Source organism: Paenibacillus thermoaerophilus (assembly GCF_005938195.1).
GTDB classification, from domain to species: domain Bacteria; phylum Bacillota; class Bacilli; order Paenibacillales; family Reconciliibacillaceae; genus Paenibacillus_W; species Paenibacillus_W thermoaerophilus.
The window spans coordinates 131,328-150,677 of record NZ_VCQZ01000007.1 but is presented as its reverse complement, the minus strand read 5'-3'; the positions used below and the strand labels follow the sequence as shown (position 1 = coordinate 150,677).

General features: G+C 42.7%; 17 protein-coding genes. 14 read left to right on the top strand and 3 right to left on the bottom strand.

The genetic code is table 11. The features are described from left to right. Both FE781_RS07225 and FE781_RS07220 read right to left on the bottom strand, forming a co-directional pair. Positions 1-319: IS3 family transposase (locus FE781_RS07225; RefSeq protein ID WP_138788940.1), on the bottom strand; the 319-nt coding region annotated here is incomplete at its 3' end. A gap of 119 nt (positions 320-438) precedes the next feature. Beyond that, a complete protein-coding gene (locus FE781_RS07220) occupies positions 439-1,116 on the bottom strand; it encodes a helix-turn-helix domain-containing protein (protein ID WP_138788939.1) in 678 nt (225 codons plus the stop codon). Positions 1,117-1,748: 632 nt separating this feature from the next. On the opposite strand from FE781_RS07220, the gene FE781_RS07215 reads away from it, so the two are divergent. The 3 genes from FE781_RS07215 to galE all read left to right on the top strand — a co-directional run bounded on the left by FE781_RS07215 (position 1,749) and on the right by galE (position 5,204). Beyond that, positions 1,749-3,137, top strand: a complete 1,389-nt coding sequence (locus FE781_RS07215) for a sugar phosphate nucleotidyltransferase (RefSeq protein ID WP_138788938.1) — start codon at positions 1,749-1,751, stop codon at positions 3,135-3,137. Positions 3,138-3,215: 78 nt separating this feature from the next. Next, positions 3,216-4,160 (top strand): copper amine oxidase N-terminal domain-containing protein, encoded by a 945-nt coding sequence (locus FE781_RS07210; RefSeq protein ID WP_170209447.1) that lies wholly within the window; start codon positions 3,216-3,218, stop codon positions 4,158-4,160. Between the two features lie 24 nt (positions 4,161-4,184). After that, on the top strand, positions 4,185-5,204 hold the full coding sequence (gene galE, locus FE781_RS07205; RefSeq protein WP_138788936.1) for a UDP-glucose 4-epimerase GalE: 1,020 nt from the start codon (positions 4,185-4,187) through the stop codon (positions 5,202-5,204). A 48-nt stretch (positions 5,205-5,252) separates the two neighbouring features. Here galE and FE781_RS07200 read toward each other — a convergent pair whose 3' ends face one another. Continuing rightward, entirely contained in the window at positions 5,253-7,511 is a 2,259-nt protein-coding gene (locus FE781_RS07200; RefSeq protein ID WP_170209446.1) for an O-antigen ligase family protein, read from the bottom strand. A 430-nt stretch (positions 7,512-7,941) separates the two neighbouring features. Here FE781_RS07200 and rfbB point away from each other — a divergent pair, with 430 nt between their 5' ends. Genes rfbB through FE781_RS07145 form a run of 11 tightly spaced genes read left to right on the top strand, consistent with a single transcriptional unit; the run spans position 7,942 to position 19,212 of the window. Then, the gene (gene rfbB, locus FE781_RS07195) at positions 7,942-8,925 is read left to right on the top strand and encodes a dTDP-glucose 4,6-dehydratase (protein WP_281281877.1); all 984 of its coding nucleotides are present in this window, start codon (positions 7,942-7,944) and stop codon (positions 8,923-8,925) included. Next, complete coding sequence (locus FE781_RS07190; RefSeq protein WP_138788933.1) at positions 8,922-9,653, top strand: sugar phosphate nucleotidyltransferase; 732 nt, start codon at positions 8,922-8,924, stop codon at positions 9,651-9,653. Before rfbB ends, FE781_RS07190 begins: the two co-directional genes overlap by 4 nt. A gap of 10 nt (positions 9,654-9,663) precedes the next feature. After that, positions 9,664-10,212, top strand: coding sequence for a dTDP-4-dehydrorhamnose 3,5-epimerase (gene rfbC / locus FE781_RS07185; protein WP_138788932.1), 549 nt, complete (start codon positions 9,664-9,666; stop codon positions 10,210-10,212). A gap of 9 nt (positions 10,213-10,221) precedes the next feature. Further along, positions 10,222-11,070, top strand: coding sequence for a dTDP-4-dehydrorhamnose reductase (gene rfbD / locus FE781_RS07180; RefSeq protein WP_138788931.1), 849 nt, complete (start codon positions 10,222-10,224; stop codon positions 11,068-11,070). 11 nt (positions 11,071-11,081) lie between these two features. Continuing rightward, entirely contained in the window at positions 11,082-12,218 is a 1,137-nt protein-coding gene (locus tag FE781_RS07175) for a DegT/DnrJ/EryC1/StrS family aminotransferase (protein WP_138788930.1), read from the top strand. Positions 12,219-12,224: 6 nt separating this feature from the next. Then, positions 12,225-12,737, top strand: coding sequence for a GNAT family N-acetyltransferase (locus FE781_RS07170; protein WP_138788929.1), 513 nt, complete (start codon positions 12,225-12,227; stop codon positions 12,735-12,737). A 4-nt stretch (positions 12,738-12,741) separates the two neighbouring features. Further along, positions 12,742-13,914: a glycosyltransferase family protein gene (locus FE781_RS07165; RefSeq protein WP_138788928.1), complete on the top strand. Its 1,173-nt coding sequence runs from the start codon at positions 12,742-12,744 to the stop codon at positions 13,912-13,914. A 12-nt stretch (positions 13,915-13,926) separates the two neighbouring features. Beyond that, positions 13,927-14,883: a glycosyltransferase family 2 protein gene (locus FE781_RS07160; protein ID WP_138788927.1), complete on the top strand. Its 957-nt coding sequence runs from the start codon at positions 13,927-13,929 to the stop codon at positions 14,881-14,883. Further along, a complete protein-coding gene (locus FE781_RS07155) occupies positions 14,858-15,637 on the top strand; it encodes an ABC transporter permease (protein WP_138788926.1) in 780 nt (259 codons plus the stop codon). Before FE781_RS07160 ends, FE781_RS07155 begins: the two co-directional genes overlap by 26 nt. A gap of 13 nt (positions 15,638-15,650) precedes the next feature. Continuing rightward, positions 15,651-16,394, top strand: coding sequence for an ABC transporter ATP-binding protein (locus tag FE781_RS07150; protein WP_138788925.1), 744 nt, complete (start codon positions 15,651-15,653; stop codon positions 16,392-16,394). 40 nt (positions 16,395-16,434) lie between these two features. Next, positions 16,435-19,212 (top strand): glycosyltransferase family 4 protein, encoded by a 2,778-nt coding sequence (locus tag FE781_RS07145; RefSeq protein ID WP_138788924.1) that lies wholly within the window; start codon positions 16,435-16,437, stop codon positions 19,210-19,212. Positions 19,213-19,350 lie beyond the last annotated feature (138 nt).

The window sequence follows — 19,350 nt, the reverse complement described above, 5'->3', positions numbered from 1 at the left end:
ATTTGAATTCCGTTACATCGGTTACCCATTTCTCATTCGGTGCTTTCGCATGAAACTCACGGTTTAACAGATTCTCGGCAACCTGCTGTGGAGTTGAACGCACATATTTCTTTCTCTTTCTGCGGATCACCGATTGGATTCCCTTTCGCTTCATCAGGCGCTGTATGCGCTTCTGGTTAATCCGTTGCTTGGTCTGTCGGCGCAAATGAAGGGTTAATCGACGGTAACCGTAGATGCCACCAACCTTCTCGTACAGCGAGATCATGGCATGAGTGAGATGTTGGTTTTCCAGCTCACGGGAACTAGGCTTGCGATTCAACCATTTGTAATAGCTGGATCGTGGAATCTTTGCGATTTCACACAATAACCGTACGCTGAATGGTCCTTCTTGCTGAACGGCTTGAATGGCAAGGTAGACATTCTCCTGACGATGCCCGCTTAGCGTCGCCTCCTTTCGAATTCCTGTAACTTTTTTAAGAAAGCATTCTCCGCCCGAAGCCGTTCATTTTCATACTCCAGCTTCTTCATCGCGAGCCTTTGTCGATCCGCTTCGGTTAACTCCTCAGGAGCTTTTTTTCGCCCTCGACCATCCTGCAAAGCATCCTGACCGCCAACTTCGTACTTTTTTACCCATTGATACACTTGTTGGTAGGACACCTGGTACTGATCCGCCGTCTTCTGGTAGTCATGGTGATGAGCAAGACAATAAAGAACAATATCAATCCGTTCCTGCCAAGTGGTAGACCGACCCTTCGTCATAGCTTTCGCTTCCCCTTTATAGGTTTTTAAGCTGCTATGACCATTATACTTCTTAACCCAGTTGGAGAGTTGGGTTCGGCTGGCGATCTTGTACTTATCAATGACCTGATATTGGGACAATCCCCCATAGAGGTAATCCTGCACCGCTTGCAGCTTAAGCTCGGCTGAATAACTTCGATTGCGAGTTTGTCTCTCTAACCCTTCGTACCCGTACACCTCATAACGACGTCGCCATTTCACCAAGGTGGTTTTGGGAATACCGTATTTTTTAGCTGCAGCCTTAACGCCGATCTGGCCACTTTCGATTTCCTGTAGGATGGCGAATTTCTCCGACGCACTATATTGTTTATTAGGCATGAAAAAAGCTCCCTTTACAGCAGCAGGTTTTATTATTTCACCTGTCTACCTTAAGGGGAGCATATCAACTTTTGGGAAGCCTCTTTGCTTCAGGGAACGAATTCAAGCGTGGAACGCATCCGAATTGTCTTGTCAGTCTAAACTGCCCGTGATATGCTTAAACTGAAAAAAAGGACGGTGCGCCTACACCGTCCCTGCGCAACCATTTGGGTGGGAGTCCTCCGCCAAAACGGTCGAAAGTAACCCTCACCGCGGCGCGAACCTGGGCGGGTTACTTCCGTTTACCGAGGTATGTCAGCAGCGCCAGCATAAACATGCCGAGCATGATGACTTCCTGTAACGAGAAGGTCATAGGCAACACCTCCTTTCCCGGAGGCGTCCTGTCCCACCCAAGTCGGTTGCACGTCCATATTGTACCATCAACGTCTCCCGTTCGGGAGGCTCTTTTTTTTCTGGGTTAAAACAGCGACCGCTGAAAGACTTGAAATCAACTTCGGATCTCTTACAGAGTCGGACTGCCCAATCCCGTAGCCATCCTTCACGACATGGCATCGCAACAGCGGAAATGTTCTCCGATCTATGATAAGCTACGAATTAGGAAGAGATCGCCAAAGAGAAAAGGGGGAACCCGGATGAAGCTGATCCTGTTGTCGGGCGGCTCCGGCAAACGGCTTTGGCCGCTGTCGAACGATTCCCGATCCAAGCAATTTTTGAGGCTGCTGAAAGACCCCCAAGGCCGCCCGGAGTCGATGGTGCAGCGGGTGTGGCGCCAGCTTCGCTCCCTGGGGTTAGCCGAGCATGCGTACATCGCCACAGGCAAAGCGCAGACCGAAATGCTTCGCAGCCAGCTCGGCGCCGGGGTACCGATCATCGAAGAGCCGTCGAGACGCGACACGTTCCCGGCCATCGCGCTGGCAGCAACCTATTTACATAGTGTCTTGAACGTCCCCCAAGATGAAATCGTCGCGATTCTGCCCGTCGATCCCTATGTGGAGGAACGGTTTTTCGAAGCCGTATCCAGGCTGGACGAGATTCTGAGCGCGAGCGGGGCGGATCTTGCGTTGATCGGGGTGCGCCCGACTTATCCCTCCGAGAAATACGGATATATCCTCCCCGAATTCCCCGAGCGGGAGCCGGGCTTTTATGCCGTCTCGCGCTTCACGGAAAAGCCGAATGCAGCCGAAGCGCAGCGGCTGATCGAGCGGCAGGCGCTGTGGAATTGCGGCGTCTTCGCCTTCCGGCTCGGATATTTGATAGATCTGTTGGAAGCGCGCGGCATCGCCACAGACTATCACCTTCTGAAAGCGGATTACAGCGCCTTGCCGAAAATCAGCTTCGACTATGCCGTAGTCGAGAAAGCCGAGCATATTGCGGTGCTGCCGTATGACGGGTACTGGAAAGATCTCGGCACTTGGAATACGCTGACGGATGAGATGGCCGATCGGCAGCTGGGGCGGGGAATTATCAGCGATGACTCCGAAGGCGCGCATCTCATTAACGAATTGGATCTGCCGGTCGCGCTGCTGGGCGTCCCCGATGTCGTGGTGGTCGTAAGCCCGGACGGCATCTTGGTCACGAGCAAAGACGCCAGTCCCCGGGTCAAGGAGTTGGTTACTCCGTTCGACGGGCGTCTGATGTATGAGGAGCGCTGGTGGGGCTGGTACCGGGTGCTCGATTACGTTCGTTACCCCGAAGGGCGGGAATCCTTGACTCGACGGGTTTGCCTGAAAGCAGGCTGCAATCTGAGCTATCACGTTCACCGGAAACGGACGGAGACATGGACCGTGACGAACGGGAACGGACTGGTCGTGCAGGACGGAAAGCTATTCCCGATTCAAGCGGGCGACGTGATCCGGATTCCTCCGGGCAGCCTTCACAGTGTGAAAGCGCTCGTCGAGCTCGAGATGATCGAGGTGCAGAGCGGGGAGGAGGTACTGGAGGAGGATATCGACCGGTTGTGCTTGGCCTGGGACGACATTCCGCTGGAATTCTCGAGCGGGCGAAAAGATCTCGGCAGGTAAGCTTGTATCCGATTGGATCGGAACTACAAGTATGGTAGAATGCACCTGATAGCGAATGCCTTATGGGGAGGGATTTCCGTGAAATTGCGCAAATGGGCCATGGGTTTGCTGGCTGCAGGTTTGTTAACAGCCGGATTGTCGGCCGGCTCGCCGAGAGAGGCCTATGCCGAATCGAAACAAATCGAAGTGAGCTTTTCGCCCGTGCATTTTATCTTCGGAGGCGAGGAACTCGACCCGCCCGAAGGCCAGCGCGCTTTTCTGTACAAGGACAGCACATATGTGCCGCTGCGATTCGCCAGTTATGCGCTGGGCAAGGCGGTGGATTGGGACCCGGACACGTACACCGTTACGGTCAGAGAACCGAAGGCCGAGGAGAAAGTCTCCATCGACGCCTATATCGAGGAACGCAAGGCGGGCGACCGGCCCATCCTGCCGGTGGACGCCTCCGCCCTTCAGCCGATTACGATTGACGCTTACTTCGAGAAAGTCAACTACGTATTCGGCAAACGAACCGTGCAACCGCCGGCCGAACTCCCCGGAATTATCATTGACGGTTCTCTCTATGTCCCGCTGCGGTTCGTGTCCGAATCGGCAGGCAACAAGCTGGAATGGGACGGCGAGACGTACGCGATTACGGGCGTATCGACCGCCGAAGGCGCCAAGCCTTACGACGAGATTGTGCTCGAAGCGGAGCAAGCCTTCCAAGAGCTCGTCTCCGGTTTTACGTCCGAATTTTATGTGCTGAAAAGTGAATACGACGGTGCGGACGATGCCGGCCGCGAAGAGGTTCTGCTGCAAGGAGCGCGGAAACTACTCGAGGGGCAAGAAACGTTCCGTTCGGAAATTCTCGAAACGCTTAAAGCCAAACTGAAGGCAGGCAACTACTACGAGGGAGCCGTCGATCAGTTGGCGGCGCAATTCGAGGACAAGAAGCAGGGCGTCATCAACCTGGTGACGCTGTTCACCGGCAAGGATCTGACTCCGTATCTGGAGAAGGCGGAGAAAGAGTTGGAAGGGAAATAAAGGCCCGTTAGGAGGAGACACAGCTTGATCTTGGTCACAGGCGGTGCGGGTTATATTGGCAGTCATACTTGCGTGGAGCTGCTACAAGCCGGATATGACGTGATCGTGCTCGATAATTTTGTTAATAGCCGGCGAGAGACAATTGACCGGGTACAAGAAATTACAGGCCGAATCGTACGTTGTGCAGAACTGGATTTGATGGATAAGGATTCGCTTGAGGCTCTGTTTTCCTCAAATCCGATAAAAGCGGTCATGCATTTCGCGGGTCTTAAAGCGGTAGGAGAATCCGTGGGCAACCCCCTCTTATATTATGCCAACAACGTTACCGGAACTTTGAATCTCCTGGAGGTCATGGAGAAGTTCGGGGTTCACAAACTGGTGTTCAGTTCCTCAGCGACTGTTTACGGGGTTCCCGAGAAAACGCCGATAACCGAAGATTTTCCGCTGAGGGCCATCAATCCTTACGGCAAGACAAAGCTGATGATCGAAGAAATATTGAGGGATCTTTGGACGGCCAAACCGGAATGGAGCATAGCCTTGTTGCGATATTTTAACCCCGTAGGCAGTCATCCCAGCGGTAGAATCGGAGAAAATCCCGTGGGTATTCCTAATAATCTGATGCCGTATATCACTCGGGTGGCGGCAGGAATACTCGAAGAGCTTCAGGTATTCGGTCAGGACTATCCGACGCCTGATGGAACTGGTGTTCGGGACTATATTCATGTTGTTGATTTATCGATTGGTCATCTAAAGGCACTGGAACGTGTAATGAATATATCCGGCGTTGAGGCTTTTAATCTAGGTACGGGCAGAGGATATAGCGTTCTGGAGTTAATACGAACTTTTGAACGTGTGAACGGGGTACGAGTCCCTTATCGAATTGTGGAACGAAGGCCGGGCGATGTGGCCATCAGTTACGCCGACCCAACGAAGGCGCGAAATGTATTAGGTTGGTACGCAACCAGAGGGATCGAGGAAATGTGTGCGGATTCGTGGCGTTGGCAGATCAACTTGATGGAAAAAAATAAAGTAAGTAATTTCTAATGGAGAAGCAGCCATGATCCAGTGAATCATGGCTGCTTCTTTCCTTGATTACTTGGCCGCCGCAAGCATCGCCGCGATGTAGTCTTTTTCTTTTTCATCCTTTTGAATGATGGCGTTGTACAGTTTCTCATCAGGCGTCCCTAGCTTGCTCATCGCTACGACATACAAGCGGGCGGCAATGACGTCTTGAGCGGTTGGAAGCTCTGGATTAACGAAAGGCTTGATCGCAGCGGCCATTTGATCGTATTGCCCTTTTGCATAATAAATCCGGCTGAGCGATACGGTCAGAGGAGACGTAACCTTGAACGGCCGGCCCTGCATTTGCTCCGGAGGCAGTTCTTCTTTCAGCTTCTTCTCCTTGGCTTCCACGAGGGCGATCGTATCGGTGATGATCTTGGCGTTGACCTCAAAAGCCGCCTGATCGCCTGCGTTGTTCGCTTGGTCCATCAGGTCGGCGGCAGAAGCAGCCAGCAATTCATAGAACTGAATGTCCCAAGGGAACTTTTCTTTTACGGTTTCTTGCATGAGCGCGAGATTGTCCGCAGTTTGGCCGCGGTACTTGTTGATTTGGTATTCTTCCAGAACCAATTGGCGCATGTACGGCTCTTTTTTCTTCAAATGATCCAGAAGATTTTCCGCTTCCGCCAAATACTTTTCGTCTTGGGTTTGCTCGTACAACTGCAGCATAAACTGCAGCTTCTGGTTGGAATATTCCGGATGGCCGGGCTGCCGTTTAATGGCGGTATCCAGCGGCTGCATAACCTGGTCCAACGGCTTCTGTTCTCTGGCATGGGCAAGCGCGGTTTCGAACTTGGACGAAGCCACGGTGAAGATCAGGCTGTTCACGAACATAAACACGGCGAACACCGCTACGAGACTCGGGAACACGAACCGGACGGCGGCATGCTCCCGGGCTTGCTTGAACCATTCGACCGGAACGGCGGCGCCCGTAGAAGCCATCGCTCCCAGGCTTAAGAACAACAACAGACTGATGTATACATAACTGATATTAAAATCGATCGCGCTGTGGACCAACAAGGCTACCGTTACCAGATAGAACGGAAGGACGTTCGTGCGTTGTTCTTCGTCGGCGCGCGAATAATACCGAATAAACAACACCGCGATCACCGCCAACAGCGCCACAAAAACCAGCGCGCCGACCAGACCGGTCTCATTCAGGTACTGCAAGTAAAAGCTGTGCGCCTGCCGGCTGGTGTACGGATTGTTCTGGTATTGCTCGTACATCGCCGCCCAAGCGCCGCCTCCTTTGCCGAGCAGCGGATAGTCCTTGAACAGCTTTAAGGAGTCGGAGTAGAACGTGCTGCGTTCAAGCACACTGTGCTGCTGGAAGTTAATATTTTCAATACGCCGCTCCAGAGTATCGGGCAAGATCGATCGCACCGTAGAGCTTCCGAACAACAGGACAATCAACAAAGTTCCCGCCGCGACGGAAACAACCGGAAGCGCGAAGCGGCTCCAGCGTTTCTCTCCCCAAGACGACCATTTTCGTTCAAGTGCAGGTACGGCCCAAACCTGAATTGCAAAAATGAGGGCGCCGACAATCAGCGAACCGACCAGCAGCCAGCCCCATTTGGACGCGGACAAGGGGTCCGTCAGGCTGTACAAGAATCCCGGTTCCATCTCCGGGGACAGCGATTGGCGGATCTTCGTTTGCATCTCGGCAGCTTGGTTCGTAATCGGACCTTGCAGCAGCAGCGATGCTACCGCGCCGATCCCCAGATACGTGATAAATGCGAGCTGGCGCACCATCTTCAGGAACGGCAGCACGAGCAGTACGATAACCGGCAGAACGACAAGCCCGCCGCGGGACAGCGTGGCCCAGAACGAGACCAGGATCGGCAAGATCATAAACGCGTGAATCGCGATGGACCATTTACGTCGGCCTTGCACGACCAAGGCAAGCGCGATGAGAAGCAGAGCGATCAAGTAAGCGGAATATGTATTGGCATATTGGAAAACGGACGTCAATCGCAGGCCGTATGCCTCGACCATGACGGCATCGTGGTAATATGTATTTCCGAACAGACAGGCGAATCCGTACCACACGACCACGTATCCGGACAGCCAGATCGATGCGCGCAACAACTCTGCGCCCCGTTGATACGTCATCAGGTAAGCCGCAGCCGAAAATGCCGCAACATGGACGAGTTGGATAAACACCGCGATTTTGGCCAAATGCGGCGAAGCGGCTCCGAACGACGAGATCCAGTATGTAAGAGGAACAAGCCAGACGGCAATCAGCAGCCAGTCGCGCATATGTTCAAGCCGATGTTGTCGAAACAACACGAAGGCGACGGCTCCAAGCAAAACGGCGGCCCCTATAAACGCGGCAAAAATCGGCCCTTCGAAAATATACATGTTCTTGAAGGCGCCTCCGCCATTAAACAACGCTTTGTAGAACGGGGCGATGAAAAGGATGAGGGATATGAGCAGCAGGATAACCCAATTCGGAGAGCCCTTTTTGTCGGAAAGCAGCAGGGGGGCTCCGACTTTTTTAGAAGTCTCAAGCAACATTCTACAAATCTCCCTTTTCTTCGAGCGAATTTACATGGATAATAGAATCTTAGCATAGGTGGGGCGCCTTAATAAAGAATTATTACAAGACATTAAGGTTCTGATTTCTATATAACGAGGCTAAAAGGATTTAGGCAGTGGCTATTGAGATAGGTATTTGATAGAATAAATGTGTCTGACAATTTTCGGGGAGGAAGTTGAATTGCGTAAATTACTGGTAACGGGTGGCGCCGGATTTATCGGCAGTAACTTTATAAGGTATATGCTCGACAAATATGAAGATTATGAAATTATTAATTTAGATAAATTGACATACGCAGGAAATAAAATTACGATCTCTGATCTGGATCATAGAAGAAATTATTCCTTTGTTTACGGAGATATCTGCGATGTATCTTTAGTGAATGAAATTATGAGTGGAGTCGATATGGTTGTCAACTTTGCCGCGGAATCGCATGTGGACAACAGTATATCCGATCCCGGGATTTTTGTGAAAACTAATGTGCTAGGAACTCAAGTACTGTTAGAAGCAGCTAGAAAACACAAAGTACAGCGTTTTCTGCAAATCTCAACAGATGAAGTCTATGGTTCTCTGGGACCGACTGGTTTTTTCACGGAAGAGACACCATTAGCTTCGAATAGCCCCTATTCTTCAAGTAAAGCGTCTGCGGACCTTCTTGTCAGGGCTTATCATCATACATATGGAATGAATACCGTTATTACTAGGTGTTCGAATAACTATGGTCCTTACCAGTTTCCTGAAAAATTGATTCCTTTATTTATCAAGAAAGCTTTAAACGATGAAAAGCTTCCTGTTTACGGGAATGGTCTTAATATAAGAGATTGGCTGCATGTCGAAGATCATTGTTCTGCTATTGATCTCGTATTGCATAGAGGCAGAAGTGGTGAAGTCTATAATATTGGTGGTAATAATGAAAGGACAAACATTCAAATTACCAAAAAAATTCTAGAATACCTCGGTAAGCCCGAGAGTCTTATCACTTATGTTGAGGACCGGCCTGGACACGATCTTCGATACGCAATCGATTCAAGCAAAATACAAACAGAACTTGGTTGGCGGCCCAAATATAATTTTGATGATGGAATTCAGGCGACGATTGATTGGTATATCCAACACCAAGACTGGGTTCAGAATGTCACCCATAAAAGGAGTGAATTGTCATGAAAGGTATCATCTTAGCTGGAGGAACGGGATCTCGTTTATACCCTTTGACCAAGGTGACTAATAAGCACCTGCTTCCTGTCGGGAAGTACCCTATGATATTCCACCCAATCTATAAACTGATAGAGGCTGGAATCGAAGAAATCCTCATTGTTACAGGTAAAGAACACATGGGCGATGTTGTGAATCTATTGGGGAGCGGCCATGATTTCGGGGTCACATTTACATATAAGGTGCAAGATCAAGCTGGTGGAATTGCACAAGCACTCGGACTAGCGGAAAATTTCGTAAATGGTGACAAATCTGTTGTGATCTTGGGGGATAATATTTTTAATGATTCAATTTGTCCTTATGTTGAAAAGTTCAGGGCACAGGAACGTGGAGCAAAAATTTTGATTCAAGAGGTTGAAGATCCTGAAAGATACGGGGTTCCTGAGTTATCAGGAGATCGTATCGTATCCATAGAAGAAAAACCTAAACAACCAAAATCAAACTACTGCGTTACAGGAATTTATATGTACGATTCTCAAGTATTCGACATTATTAAATCACTGTCACCTTCTTCACGAGGGGAGTTAGAAATTACGGATGTTAATAATGCTTATGTGAAGAAAGACTTACTTACGTATGATATTTTGCCATCATGGTGGACAGATGCAGGAACCTTTCCTTCATACGCAAAAGCAAATCAACTTGTTGATGGTTTAGAACTGCCTTATCCAAGGAAATGAGGTGAACTGAGTGGCAAAGTTACGTTTGGAACAGACTGGAATAGAAGGGCTTTTAATTATTGAACCCACTGTATATGGGGACGCACGTGGGTCATTTATGGAAACTTATCGGTATGAGGAATATTTCAATATCGGGGTGACTAAAAGGTTTGTGCAGGATAACCAGTCTGTTTCTAAAAAAGGTGTGCTGCGAGGACTACATTTCCAAAAAAATCATCCGCAAGGTAAGCTTGTGCGTGTGATAAAAGGCACTGCTTATGATGTTGCTGTAGACTTAAGAAAAAATTCCAGTACATACGGTAAATGGTTTGGGGTTTATCTGTCTGGTGATAATCATAAACAATTTTATATACCTGAAGGATTCGCTCATGGTTTTTTATCATTATCAGATGAAGTTATCTTTGGTTACAAATGTACGGATTACTATAGGCCTGATGATGAAGGCGGAGTTGTCTGGAATGATCCTGACTTAGCCATTGATTGGCCGATTCACGAAGTTAATGAGGTCATCGTCTCTGAAAAGGATAAACTGCTCCCCAAATTTCGGGAACTCGGATAGGTAACTGTGATGAGAGTGTTGTTAGTTGGAGGATACGGGCTTCTAGGAACTGAAATATTTGAGCAGCTACAGAAATCGGTGACCTTCGAAGTTATACGCTTCGATAAATCGCAATTCAATTTATTAGATAAAGACTCCATCCACGAAGCACTGTCCTCGGTCAAACCCGACATTGTGATACATGCAGCTGGATATACAAATGTAGAGAAGGCTGAAGATGATTTCAGAGAGGCATTCGAGATAAATTGTCAAGGTCTTTACTATCTAATCGATTGCTTAAAAGCAACCTGTAGATGTCCTCTACTATATTTTAGTACTGATTACGTATTCGATGGTCAGAAACGGACGCCCTATAAAGAGACAGATCGAATGAATCCTTTAAATCGATACGGATGGACAAAAGCGTTATCTGAAGACATTATTAGGGCTAACTACAAAGAGGCTTTTATCATCCGCACTGCATGGCTATTCGGTAATTATGGGAAATGTTTCCCGAAGACGATCATTAAGAAATTACAAGAATCTAATATAGTTCCTGTTATAAATGATCAGTTTGGATCCCCTACATACACGGCGGATGTTGCTAAGTGCATCTCTCAAATTTTTAACTTGCCGTATGGTACCTATCATGTAGTTAACTCAGGAATGGCTTCGTGGTACGATTTTGCAATGGAGATTGCTGAATTATTAAACTTAGATAAAGGGAAAATAGTCCCGGTTCAAAGCGGTCAGTTCGGTCTTAGAGCAAAACGACCTAGCTACTCGGTACTAGATAATACTAAGTGGTCAAAACTGTCAAAACCCATTCGTCACTACAAAGATGCACTTAAAGACTATATATCAACCATTTCAATCTAGGAGAGATTATCATGGGAATTCAATTGTTTGTACCGACCTTTCGGGTAGACGAGTGCTTGGAAGAGATTCGGGAATGTCTTGAAAAAGGGTGGACTGGTCTTGGTTATAAAACAGTTGAAATCGAGGAAAAATGGAAGGAATACACGGGGTTGCCGCATGCTCATTTCTTAAACTCTGCCACGGTAGGGTTAAGTCTTGCTTTAAAGATCCTGAAGCTTGAAGAAGGTTGGCAAGATGATGCTGAAGTTATTACGACACCATTAACTTTCGTTTCAACAAATCATGCTATCTTGTATGAAGGATTACAGCCTGTTTTTGCGGATGTTGATCAATATTTATGCCTGGACCCTATTGATGTTGAGAAGAAGATTACTTCGCGTACAAAAGCTGTTTTATTTGTCGGCATCGGCGGGAATACCGGACAATACAATAAAATTGTTGAATTATGCAGAAAATATAACTTGAAATTGATCTTGGATGCAGCTCACATGGCAGGGACGAGACAAAATGGAGTTGTTCCAGGAGCAGAAGCTGATGTAGTTGTATATTCATTCCAAGCGGTCAAAAATTTACCGACAGCAGACTCGGGAATGATCTGCTTTAAAGAACAGCGGCATGACGAAATTTGCCGTAAGCTCACCTGGTTGGGAATTAATAAAGATACTTATGCACGTTCAAATGATAAGGGAGCCTACAAATGGAAGTATGACGTGGAATATGTGGGATACAAATATCATGGAAATTCGATAATGGCTGCGATTGGTTTGGTGCAGTTGAAATATTTGGATCAAGATAATGCATACCGCCGTCAATTGGCTAGCTGGTATGACTCAGCATTTGACGGACATCATGATTACATTAAACCAATAGCAGTTGCACCAGGTTGTGAGTCTTCCAGACATCTATACGTAATTGAAGTAAATAATCGTGATAACTTGCTCTTGGCATTAAATGAATGCGAGATTTATCCTGGTGTCCATTACCGAGATAATACGGATTATCGTATGTATGCTTATGCGAAAGGGACTTGTCCCAATTCGCATCGTTTGTCTGAACGCATTCTTTCCCTGCCTATGCATCTTCGAATGACTAAGAAAGACGTCGACTACGTTGCAGAAAAAGTTATTCAATATGCGGGACGAGGATGAAGTCAGATGCTGCATAACTATTACATACGTGATAACGTTATTACACTGCGGCCATTGACAGCAGATGATATTGAACTAATCAGAGTATGGCGAAATCAAGATCATATCCGAAAGTCATTTGTTTATCAGGAAACAATTTCCAAAGAGCAACAACAGAAGTGGTTTGAAAAATATTCAACGCTACCTAATGACTTGATGTTTATTATTGAACTTAATAGTTCAAAGACCCCAGTGGGTTGTGCCGCACTATACAATCTTAATATTGAAGACGCTGTTGCGGAATTCGGGAGATTACTCATTGGCGAAAGCATAGCGCGGGGACGAGGAATAGGTTTAAATGCAACAAAATTACTATGTAATTTTGGGTTTGAAGAGTTAAATCTAATGTCTATTCAGTTGGAGGTACTTGAGTCAAACCTAATAGCATACAACCTTTATTCAAAAGTAGGTTTTATTAGAAATGGAAATATTATCAAAAACAACTTGAATTTGATACAGATGATACTGAAAAGGAAATAATTCGATGAATAGTACAAGAGTGCTGGCAGTTTGCATTCGGAAAATCCCATCTGCTTTGGTAGGTGTGATTGGTCCCCTGAATGAATTACACGAGCAAGGAATTATTCAATTTCAGTTTAAGGATCATGCTTCGTTGACGAATGAAGATCTTGCAGCTGCTGATGTGGTAGTTAGCATACGAGGTAGTGAACAATTTGATTTGGAGTTGGTTCGTGAGAGTAAGAGGTTAAATAAACTAGTCATTTATTATCTGGATGATGATCTGTTGAATATAACAGAGAAATCTCTATCTTACGAGTATTTTCAATCAGCCTCGATCCGATCAATTATTCAAGAAATAATGCACGCTAGCGATCGGCTATGGACTACAAGTGATGTGATCGCCGACCGGTACAAAGCATTCTTTTCAAGCATAGTACTGGTAAATGCACCCGCTTTGCTTTTAGATAACGACAAGCGAATAGAAGAATCCAATAACGACAGAATTGTAATTGGTTTTGCGGGAGGGCTAGATCACCAATACTTTTTTGATGAATTTATGGAAAAACCTATACGGAGAATCATTCAAGATTATGGTGGACGAGTTCGGTTTCAGTTTGTCGGAGCTCGTCCCAAACTAGTCGATGAATTAAATTTAGACTATATTCCATACGAGCATAATCATGCTGTTTATAAAAATTTAATGCATCAATTAAAATGGGATATTGGACTAGCCCCATTACCTTACTCTATGTTTCATTCTTGTAAGTACTTTAATAAATACTTAGAGTATGGTGCTATCGGGGCTGCTGGGATATATTCTAATGTAAAGCCGTACACAAGAGTTATTACAAATGGGATTAATGGAATTTTAGTTGATAACACAGAGAATAGTTGGATTGAGGCAATGAAGAGTCTAATTGAGCAAGCATCAATTCGTAACTCGATTAGACAAAATGCATATGATCATATATCGAGTCATTTCAGTAAAAAATCGGTCGCCATGGATATCTATCAAAAAAATAAAGACATCTTTTTTTATCAATCTGATATATGCAAGCCCAATCAAGTTAAGTTAAGGAGATCGAGAAATTTCTTTTTATGGAATAAAATTAGATCTATTGTTAAAATTCACGGATTCAAAACGCCGATTCATATATTGAATCGTATAAAATTATATATCAAGAATAAATACTAGGAAGTTTTGTATATGGATATTCCTATAATTGTACAAATAGTAACATATAACTCTGGTCATTGTATCCTTTTTTGCATTGATTCTCTCTTAAAGCAAACTTTCCAAGAGTTTAAAATAGTAATATTAGATAACAATTCCAATGATGGTACAGTTGAACTGGTAAACAGTCATTATGGTAATGATAAAAGGATCGAAATTATTCGTAGTGAAACGAATCATGGTTTTTGTAAGGGCCATAATATTATTATTGATAGGTATGAGTCAAAGTATAAATTAGTTTTAAACCCTGATGCAGTATTGTCAGAGGAATACCTAGAGAAATTGTTTAAGTTTATGGAAAGTATGCCTCATGTAGGTATGGCAACGGGTGTAATTTATCGATCAAAGAATTCAACTGAAATTGATTCCGCAGGTATCAAGCTATTAAGAACTAGAAGGGCCAAGGACATTAAAACAAAGCCGGATAATGTACAAGAGGTTTTTGGAATTTGTGGAGCTGTAGCATTTTATAGATCTGCTTGTCTTACTGACTGCAAGATTAATAATGAATATTTCGACGAGGATTTTTTTGCCTATAAAGAAGATGTTGATCTAGCATGGAGATCTCAAAAAATGGGATGGAAGGCAATGGTTATACCAGATGTTTTTGCCTATCACGAAAGAAATTGGAAGCCAAATGTAAGGAAAAATATTTCGAGAATTACTAAAATACATTCTTTTAAAAATCGATATTTAATGATAATTAAAAATGAAGAAATTGGAAATATAGCTAACCATACTATTTTATTGGTCTATGAGATAGCAGTTTTGTTTTTTGTTTTATTAAGAGAACCGTATTTGTTGATGTCGTATTATAAAGTCTTTTGCTTATTTTCGAAATTCCTACAGAAGAGGAAAATGATTCGTAAAATAACCAACAATCGAGTGAGAGAAGGAAATAAAAATGAAGTTTTTCAATCGAATTTATAATTCCAGGTATATTTTGTTGAGTCTAGTTAGACAAGATTTAAAAAATAAGTATCGTAATTCGGTTTTAGGGATTGGATGGTCGCTATTATCCCCATTAGGATTGGTCCTTATCATTGGAACCGTGTTTTCTCAAGTACTAGGTCAGCCTCTTGATGAGTTTCTGCCTTTCTTGTTCTCTGGACTTATACCTTGGATATTCATTGTTTCATGTGCAGATGGAGGGACAGGCGCCTTTATTTCAGCTGAAGGATACATTAAACAAACACAAACTCCTCTTGAAGTATTTCCGGTAAGGGTTACATTAGGAGCATTTGTAAACCTTCTTTTTTCTTTATCTGCCCTTTTGATTATGTATTTATTTCTATGGATAGATAGATTTTCAGTGGTTATGTTGTTCATACCAATTTCTTTATTCATTTGGTTGCTATTTGGTGTAGCGCTTTCGATAATGTCATCAATTATTAACACGTACTTTAGAGACTTTGCCCCCTTACAATCCCTACTATTACAAGGATTTTTTTATGCAACACCAATTATGTTTCCTGCCGACATACTAAAAAAAGGGAATGCTGAGTGGGTTTATATATGGAACCCCATTTATTATTTGATTGAAATAATTAGAAAACCGTTGCTGGGAACTCAAATACCTCCATTAGAGACATGGCTTATAGCAATAGGATTTGTTGTTTTTTTATTTTCAGTTAGTATAGCAGTTTTATCACGTATTGGACGCCAAATTATGTTCCGTTTATAGAAGAGGTGATCCTATGAGTTATATTCAATTAGAGAATGTAAACTTAATATATCAAATAAGACGAGAGACAAAAATTAAAGATTATTTTATCAAGTCAAAAGCCAATTATGAGACTAATAATATGTTAAATCAGGGAAAATTACATGCATTAAAGGATTTCTCACTGAGTCTTAAAGATGGGGACCGATTAGGAGTTATCGGTCATAACGGTGCTGGAAAGAGTTCGTTGCTTAAATTAATTGCAGGAATTTATCCTCCGACCAGTGGGAATATAAGCATTGATGGCAGGGTTGCTTGTCTATTTGAACTAGCTACAGGCTTTGAAATGGAAGCAACAGGATGGGATAATATTTACCTAAGAGGACTGATGTTGGGTGAAACACCTAAGAGTATTAGACAGAAAATACAAGAAATAGCTGATTTTAGCGAATTAGGGGATTATTTAAATATTCCTGTCAAGTACTATTCATCTGGAATGTTTATTAGACTTGCTTTTTCTATCTCAACAGCAATTGAACCTGAAATACTACTTTTGGACGAAGTTGTTGCTGCTGGAGATGCAGGTTTTCTTGAAAAAGCAAATAGAAGATTAAAAGAGCTGATGGGCAAAGTTAATATAATGATCTATGTAACTCACTCTATTGATTCTTTAAAAAACTTTTGTAATAAATGTATATGGCTTGAAAGAGGGCAAATAAAAATGATGGGAGATCCAGAAGAGGTTGCCCAAAAATACTTAGTGAGTATGAAATCATAAGTGTAGTTATTGCTTAATATACGAGAGCGGGGTTTGATGCATGTCTGATAGAAAAAAAATATTGCTTGTATCTCCGACGGCAGGATATAGCGGTGTCGATGTCTGTTTTGAACAACTAGTGCTAGGAATTGATAAAAATATTTTTGAACCGATTGTCGTCATCCCACAAAATAGCTATATTCATAAAAATTTGGTGAATAACAACATAAAGGTAATTGAATATCCATTAATATGGTGGTTCCCTCCTTCCTTTAATATAAGTTATATTCATGAGATTATAAGAGGACTAAAGGAAAGAACGGAGTTTCTTGAGCAATTAATAATAAGAGAGAAAGTATCCTTAGTACTTTCTAATACAAGTGTTTTTCTCGATGCAGCAGCTGCAGCCTATAATACCAATGTTCCGCATATTTTTCATGTCCATGCTAGTTTTGTAGATAACATTTATACTCAAATGCCGAAAAATATTAAAAATCTTGTATATAAATGGTTGGGGAATTTATCCTCTTACATTGTTACTCCATCGATAGCTTTAAAAAAATTTTTGTGCGAATTCATTGAATCAGAAAAAATTCAGGTTATATATAATGGGGTTGATTCTTCAAAGTTTGTTCGACCGACTTCCCTAAAACAAACCGAACAAAAATTAATAACATGTATCGGTCACTTTAATGATAACAAAAATCAGTTGATGATAATTAAATCTCTTGAAAAAATTAAAGGCAGGCTAGCAAATACTAAAGTGAAGCTAATCGGGCCTTTTGAAACGCAGTATATTAGAAAAGTAAAAGAGCAAATACAACAATCAAAATTGACTGATATAGTTGAAGTTGAAGGATTTAGAGATGATATACCAGAAATTCTACAAAAAAGTTACTTGTATATTAATTCATCTAAAACAGAGACTTTTCCCGTTTCAGTTATTGAAGCTCAAGCAACAGGTGTACCGGTTATTGCAACTAATACAGAAGGGGCAAGAGAGATCGTCAGAGATTATGAAAGTGGCTTTATTGTCCATAACGAAGATGAGATGGCAGAAAAAATTTGTTTTTTACTTGAAAATGAAGATCTTAGAAATGAAATGTCAATTCGAGCACATCAAAATTTCAAAGATAATTTCGAACTGTCAAAATACCACGAAAAATTCAACTCGTTATTTTTGAAAGTTATATCGACAAACACTAAAATTAAGAAATCATCTGGAGCGACTGGATTAAAAGATATTATTGAGTTAATAACACATCCTCTATTCGTTAGAGAAAGAAAAAAAAGAATACTTGTTATAACCCCAAATTATGAGATCGTTTCTTATACTCTTTTAATACGGATTCCATTTAATAAGTTAGTGAGTGATGGACTCATTGACTACCAGGTAGTGGTACCGCTTGAAGCTAAAGACATCAACTTGAAAGAATTCGATATAATTATTAACCTGCGTTGTTTTGACGAAATAACGATAGAAATACTAAAAAAATCAAAAACATACCAAATCCCTTTTATATTTATTACCGATGATAACTACTTTGAATTGTCGTTTTCTAATCATAATAATATTGTTAGCGCAGTTCATAAGGCAACAAGTAATGATGCCCTCGAGCATGTCGTATCCAACTCTTCGGCAGTTGTAGTGTTTTCAGACGAACTTGTAGAAAAAATGAAAACCTACAACTCGGTTGTTTATAAATTCCCGACATATCAAATATTGAAAAGAGATAAATATAAGCAAAGTAAAAAGAAAAACGCTATTGTTATAGGGTACATGGGGTCCTTGTTAAAAAACATTGATTTTACATATCTTGAAGGGGCAATTATCAGGATTTTGAATGAATATAAACATAGGGTCACGTTTGAATTTATTGGATTTATTCCAGAAGCGTTGAAGTTTAGACCTGGCGTTAAACATTTTAACTTTATTAATGACTATAAAAAATTTCAAGATTTTTTTGAGAGTAGGGATTGGGACATTGCTCTAGCCCCATTAGCAGACACAGCTTTTAACAGGAGTAAAACAAATAATAAATTTAGAGAATATTCTTCTTTGGGTATACCTGGAATTTATTCGAACATTGTAACTTATAATGGCGATGTGACTAATGAGGTTAATGGCATTTTGGTCAATAATAACGAAGAGGAATGGTATCAAGCAATTAAAAGAATGATTGATAACCCCGAACTAAGAAACTACATAGGGGCAAATGCAAGAAAATACGTTGAAGAGCATTTGTCAATTGATAATTACTTAAGTTCTATGATGCAGTTATTGGACAAATATCCCAAATTCCAAGGCGATACTGTTAAATACATTCAGAGACAAGCAGAGATAATAGAAGAACAGGCAAAATTAATACAGTTTTATCAGTCATACAGTCGAAGTCACGAAATGATAAGTGCAACACAAGATGTAAATAACATCATTAATTCTCAGATCGAAGTGCAAATTGATGATAATAGTAGTATGTTACTTGGATCAAAGAGGAGGAAAAAAACGTATCGGATAAAAGATGTATCAGAAAACTTTTTGAGTGGGATAAAACTTTGTATCGGTACGCATCAGCAACAACTGAACGGTATCATCACTATTACCATTGCTTTTAAGGAAAATAAAAAATCCCCGCTCAGAACAGTACGGCTAAATGCATCATTAATTCGAGACACCCAATGGCATGTTGTTACCTTTGAACCGATAGAAAATACAAAAGGCAGGGTGTTGATCGTATCAGTTGAATTTAATATTCAAAACAAAAAAATGCCGATTATATATGAGACAAAAAACAAACAATTATATGGTTACCTGATATTTTCAAATCAGTTTAAATGAAGGAATCTCCTCGCACTAAGTAGTGTCACCTGGAAAAATTGACCTTTTGGGACCGTCGGCCAACCACGGCGGCAAGGCAGGATCGTCCAAATTTTCATCGATTATGGCCAACTCTTCGGAAGCTCATGCATCGGTTCA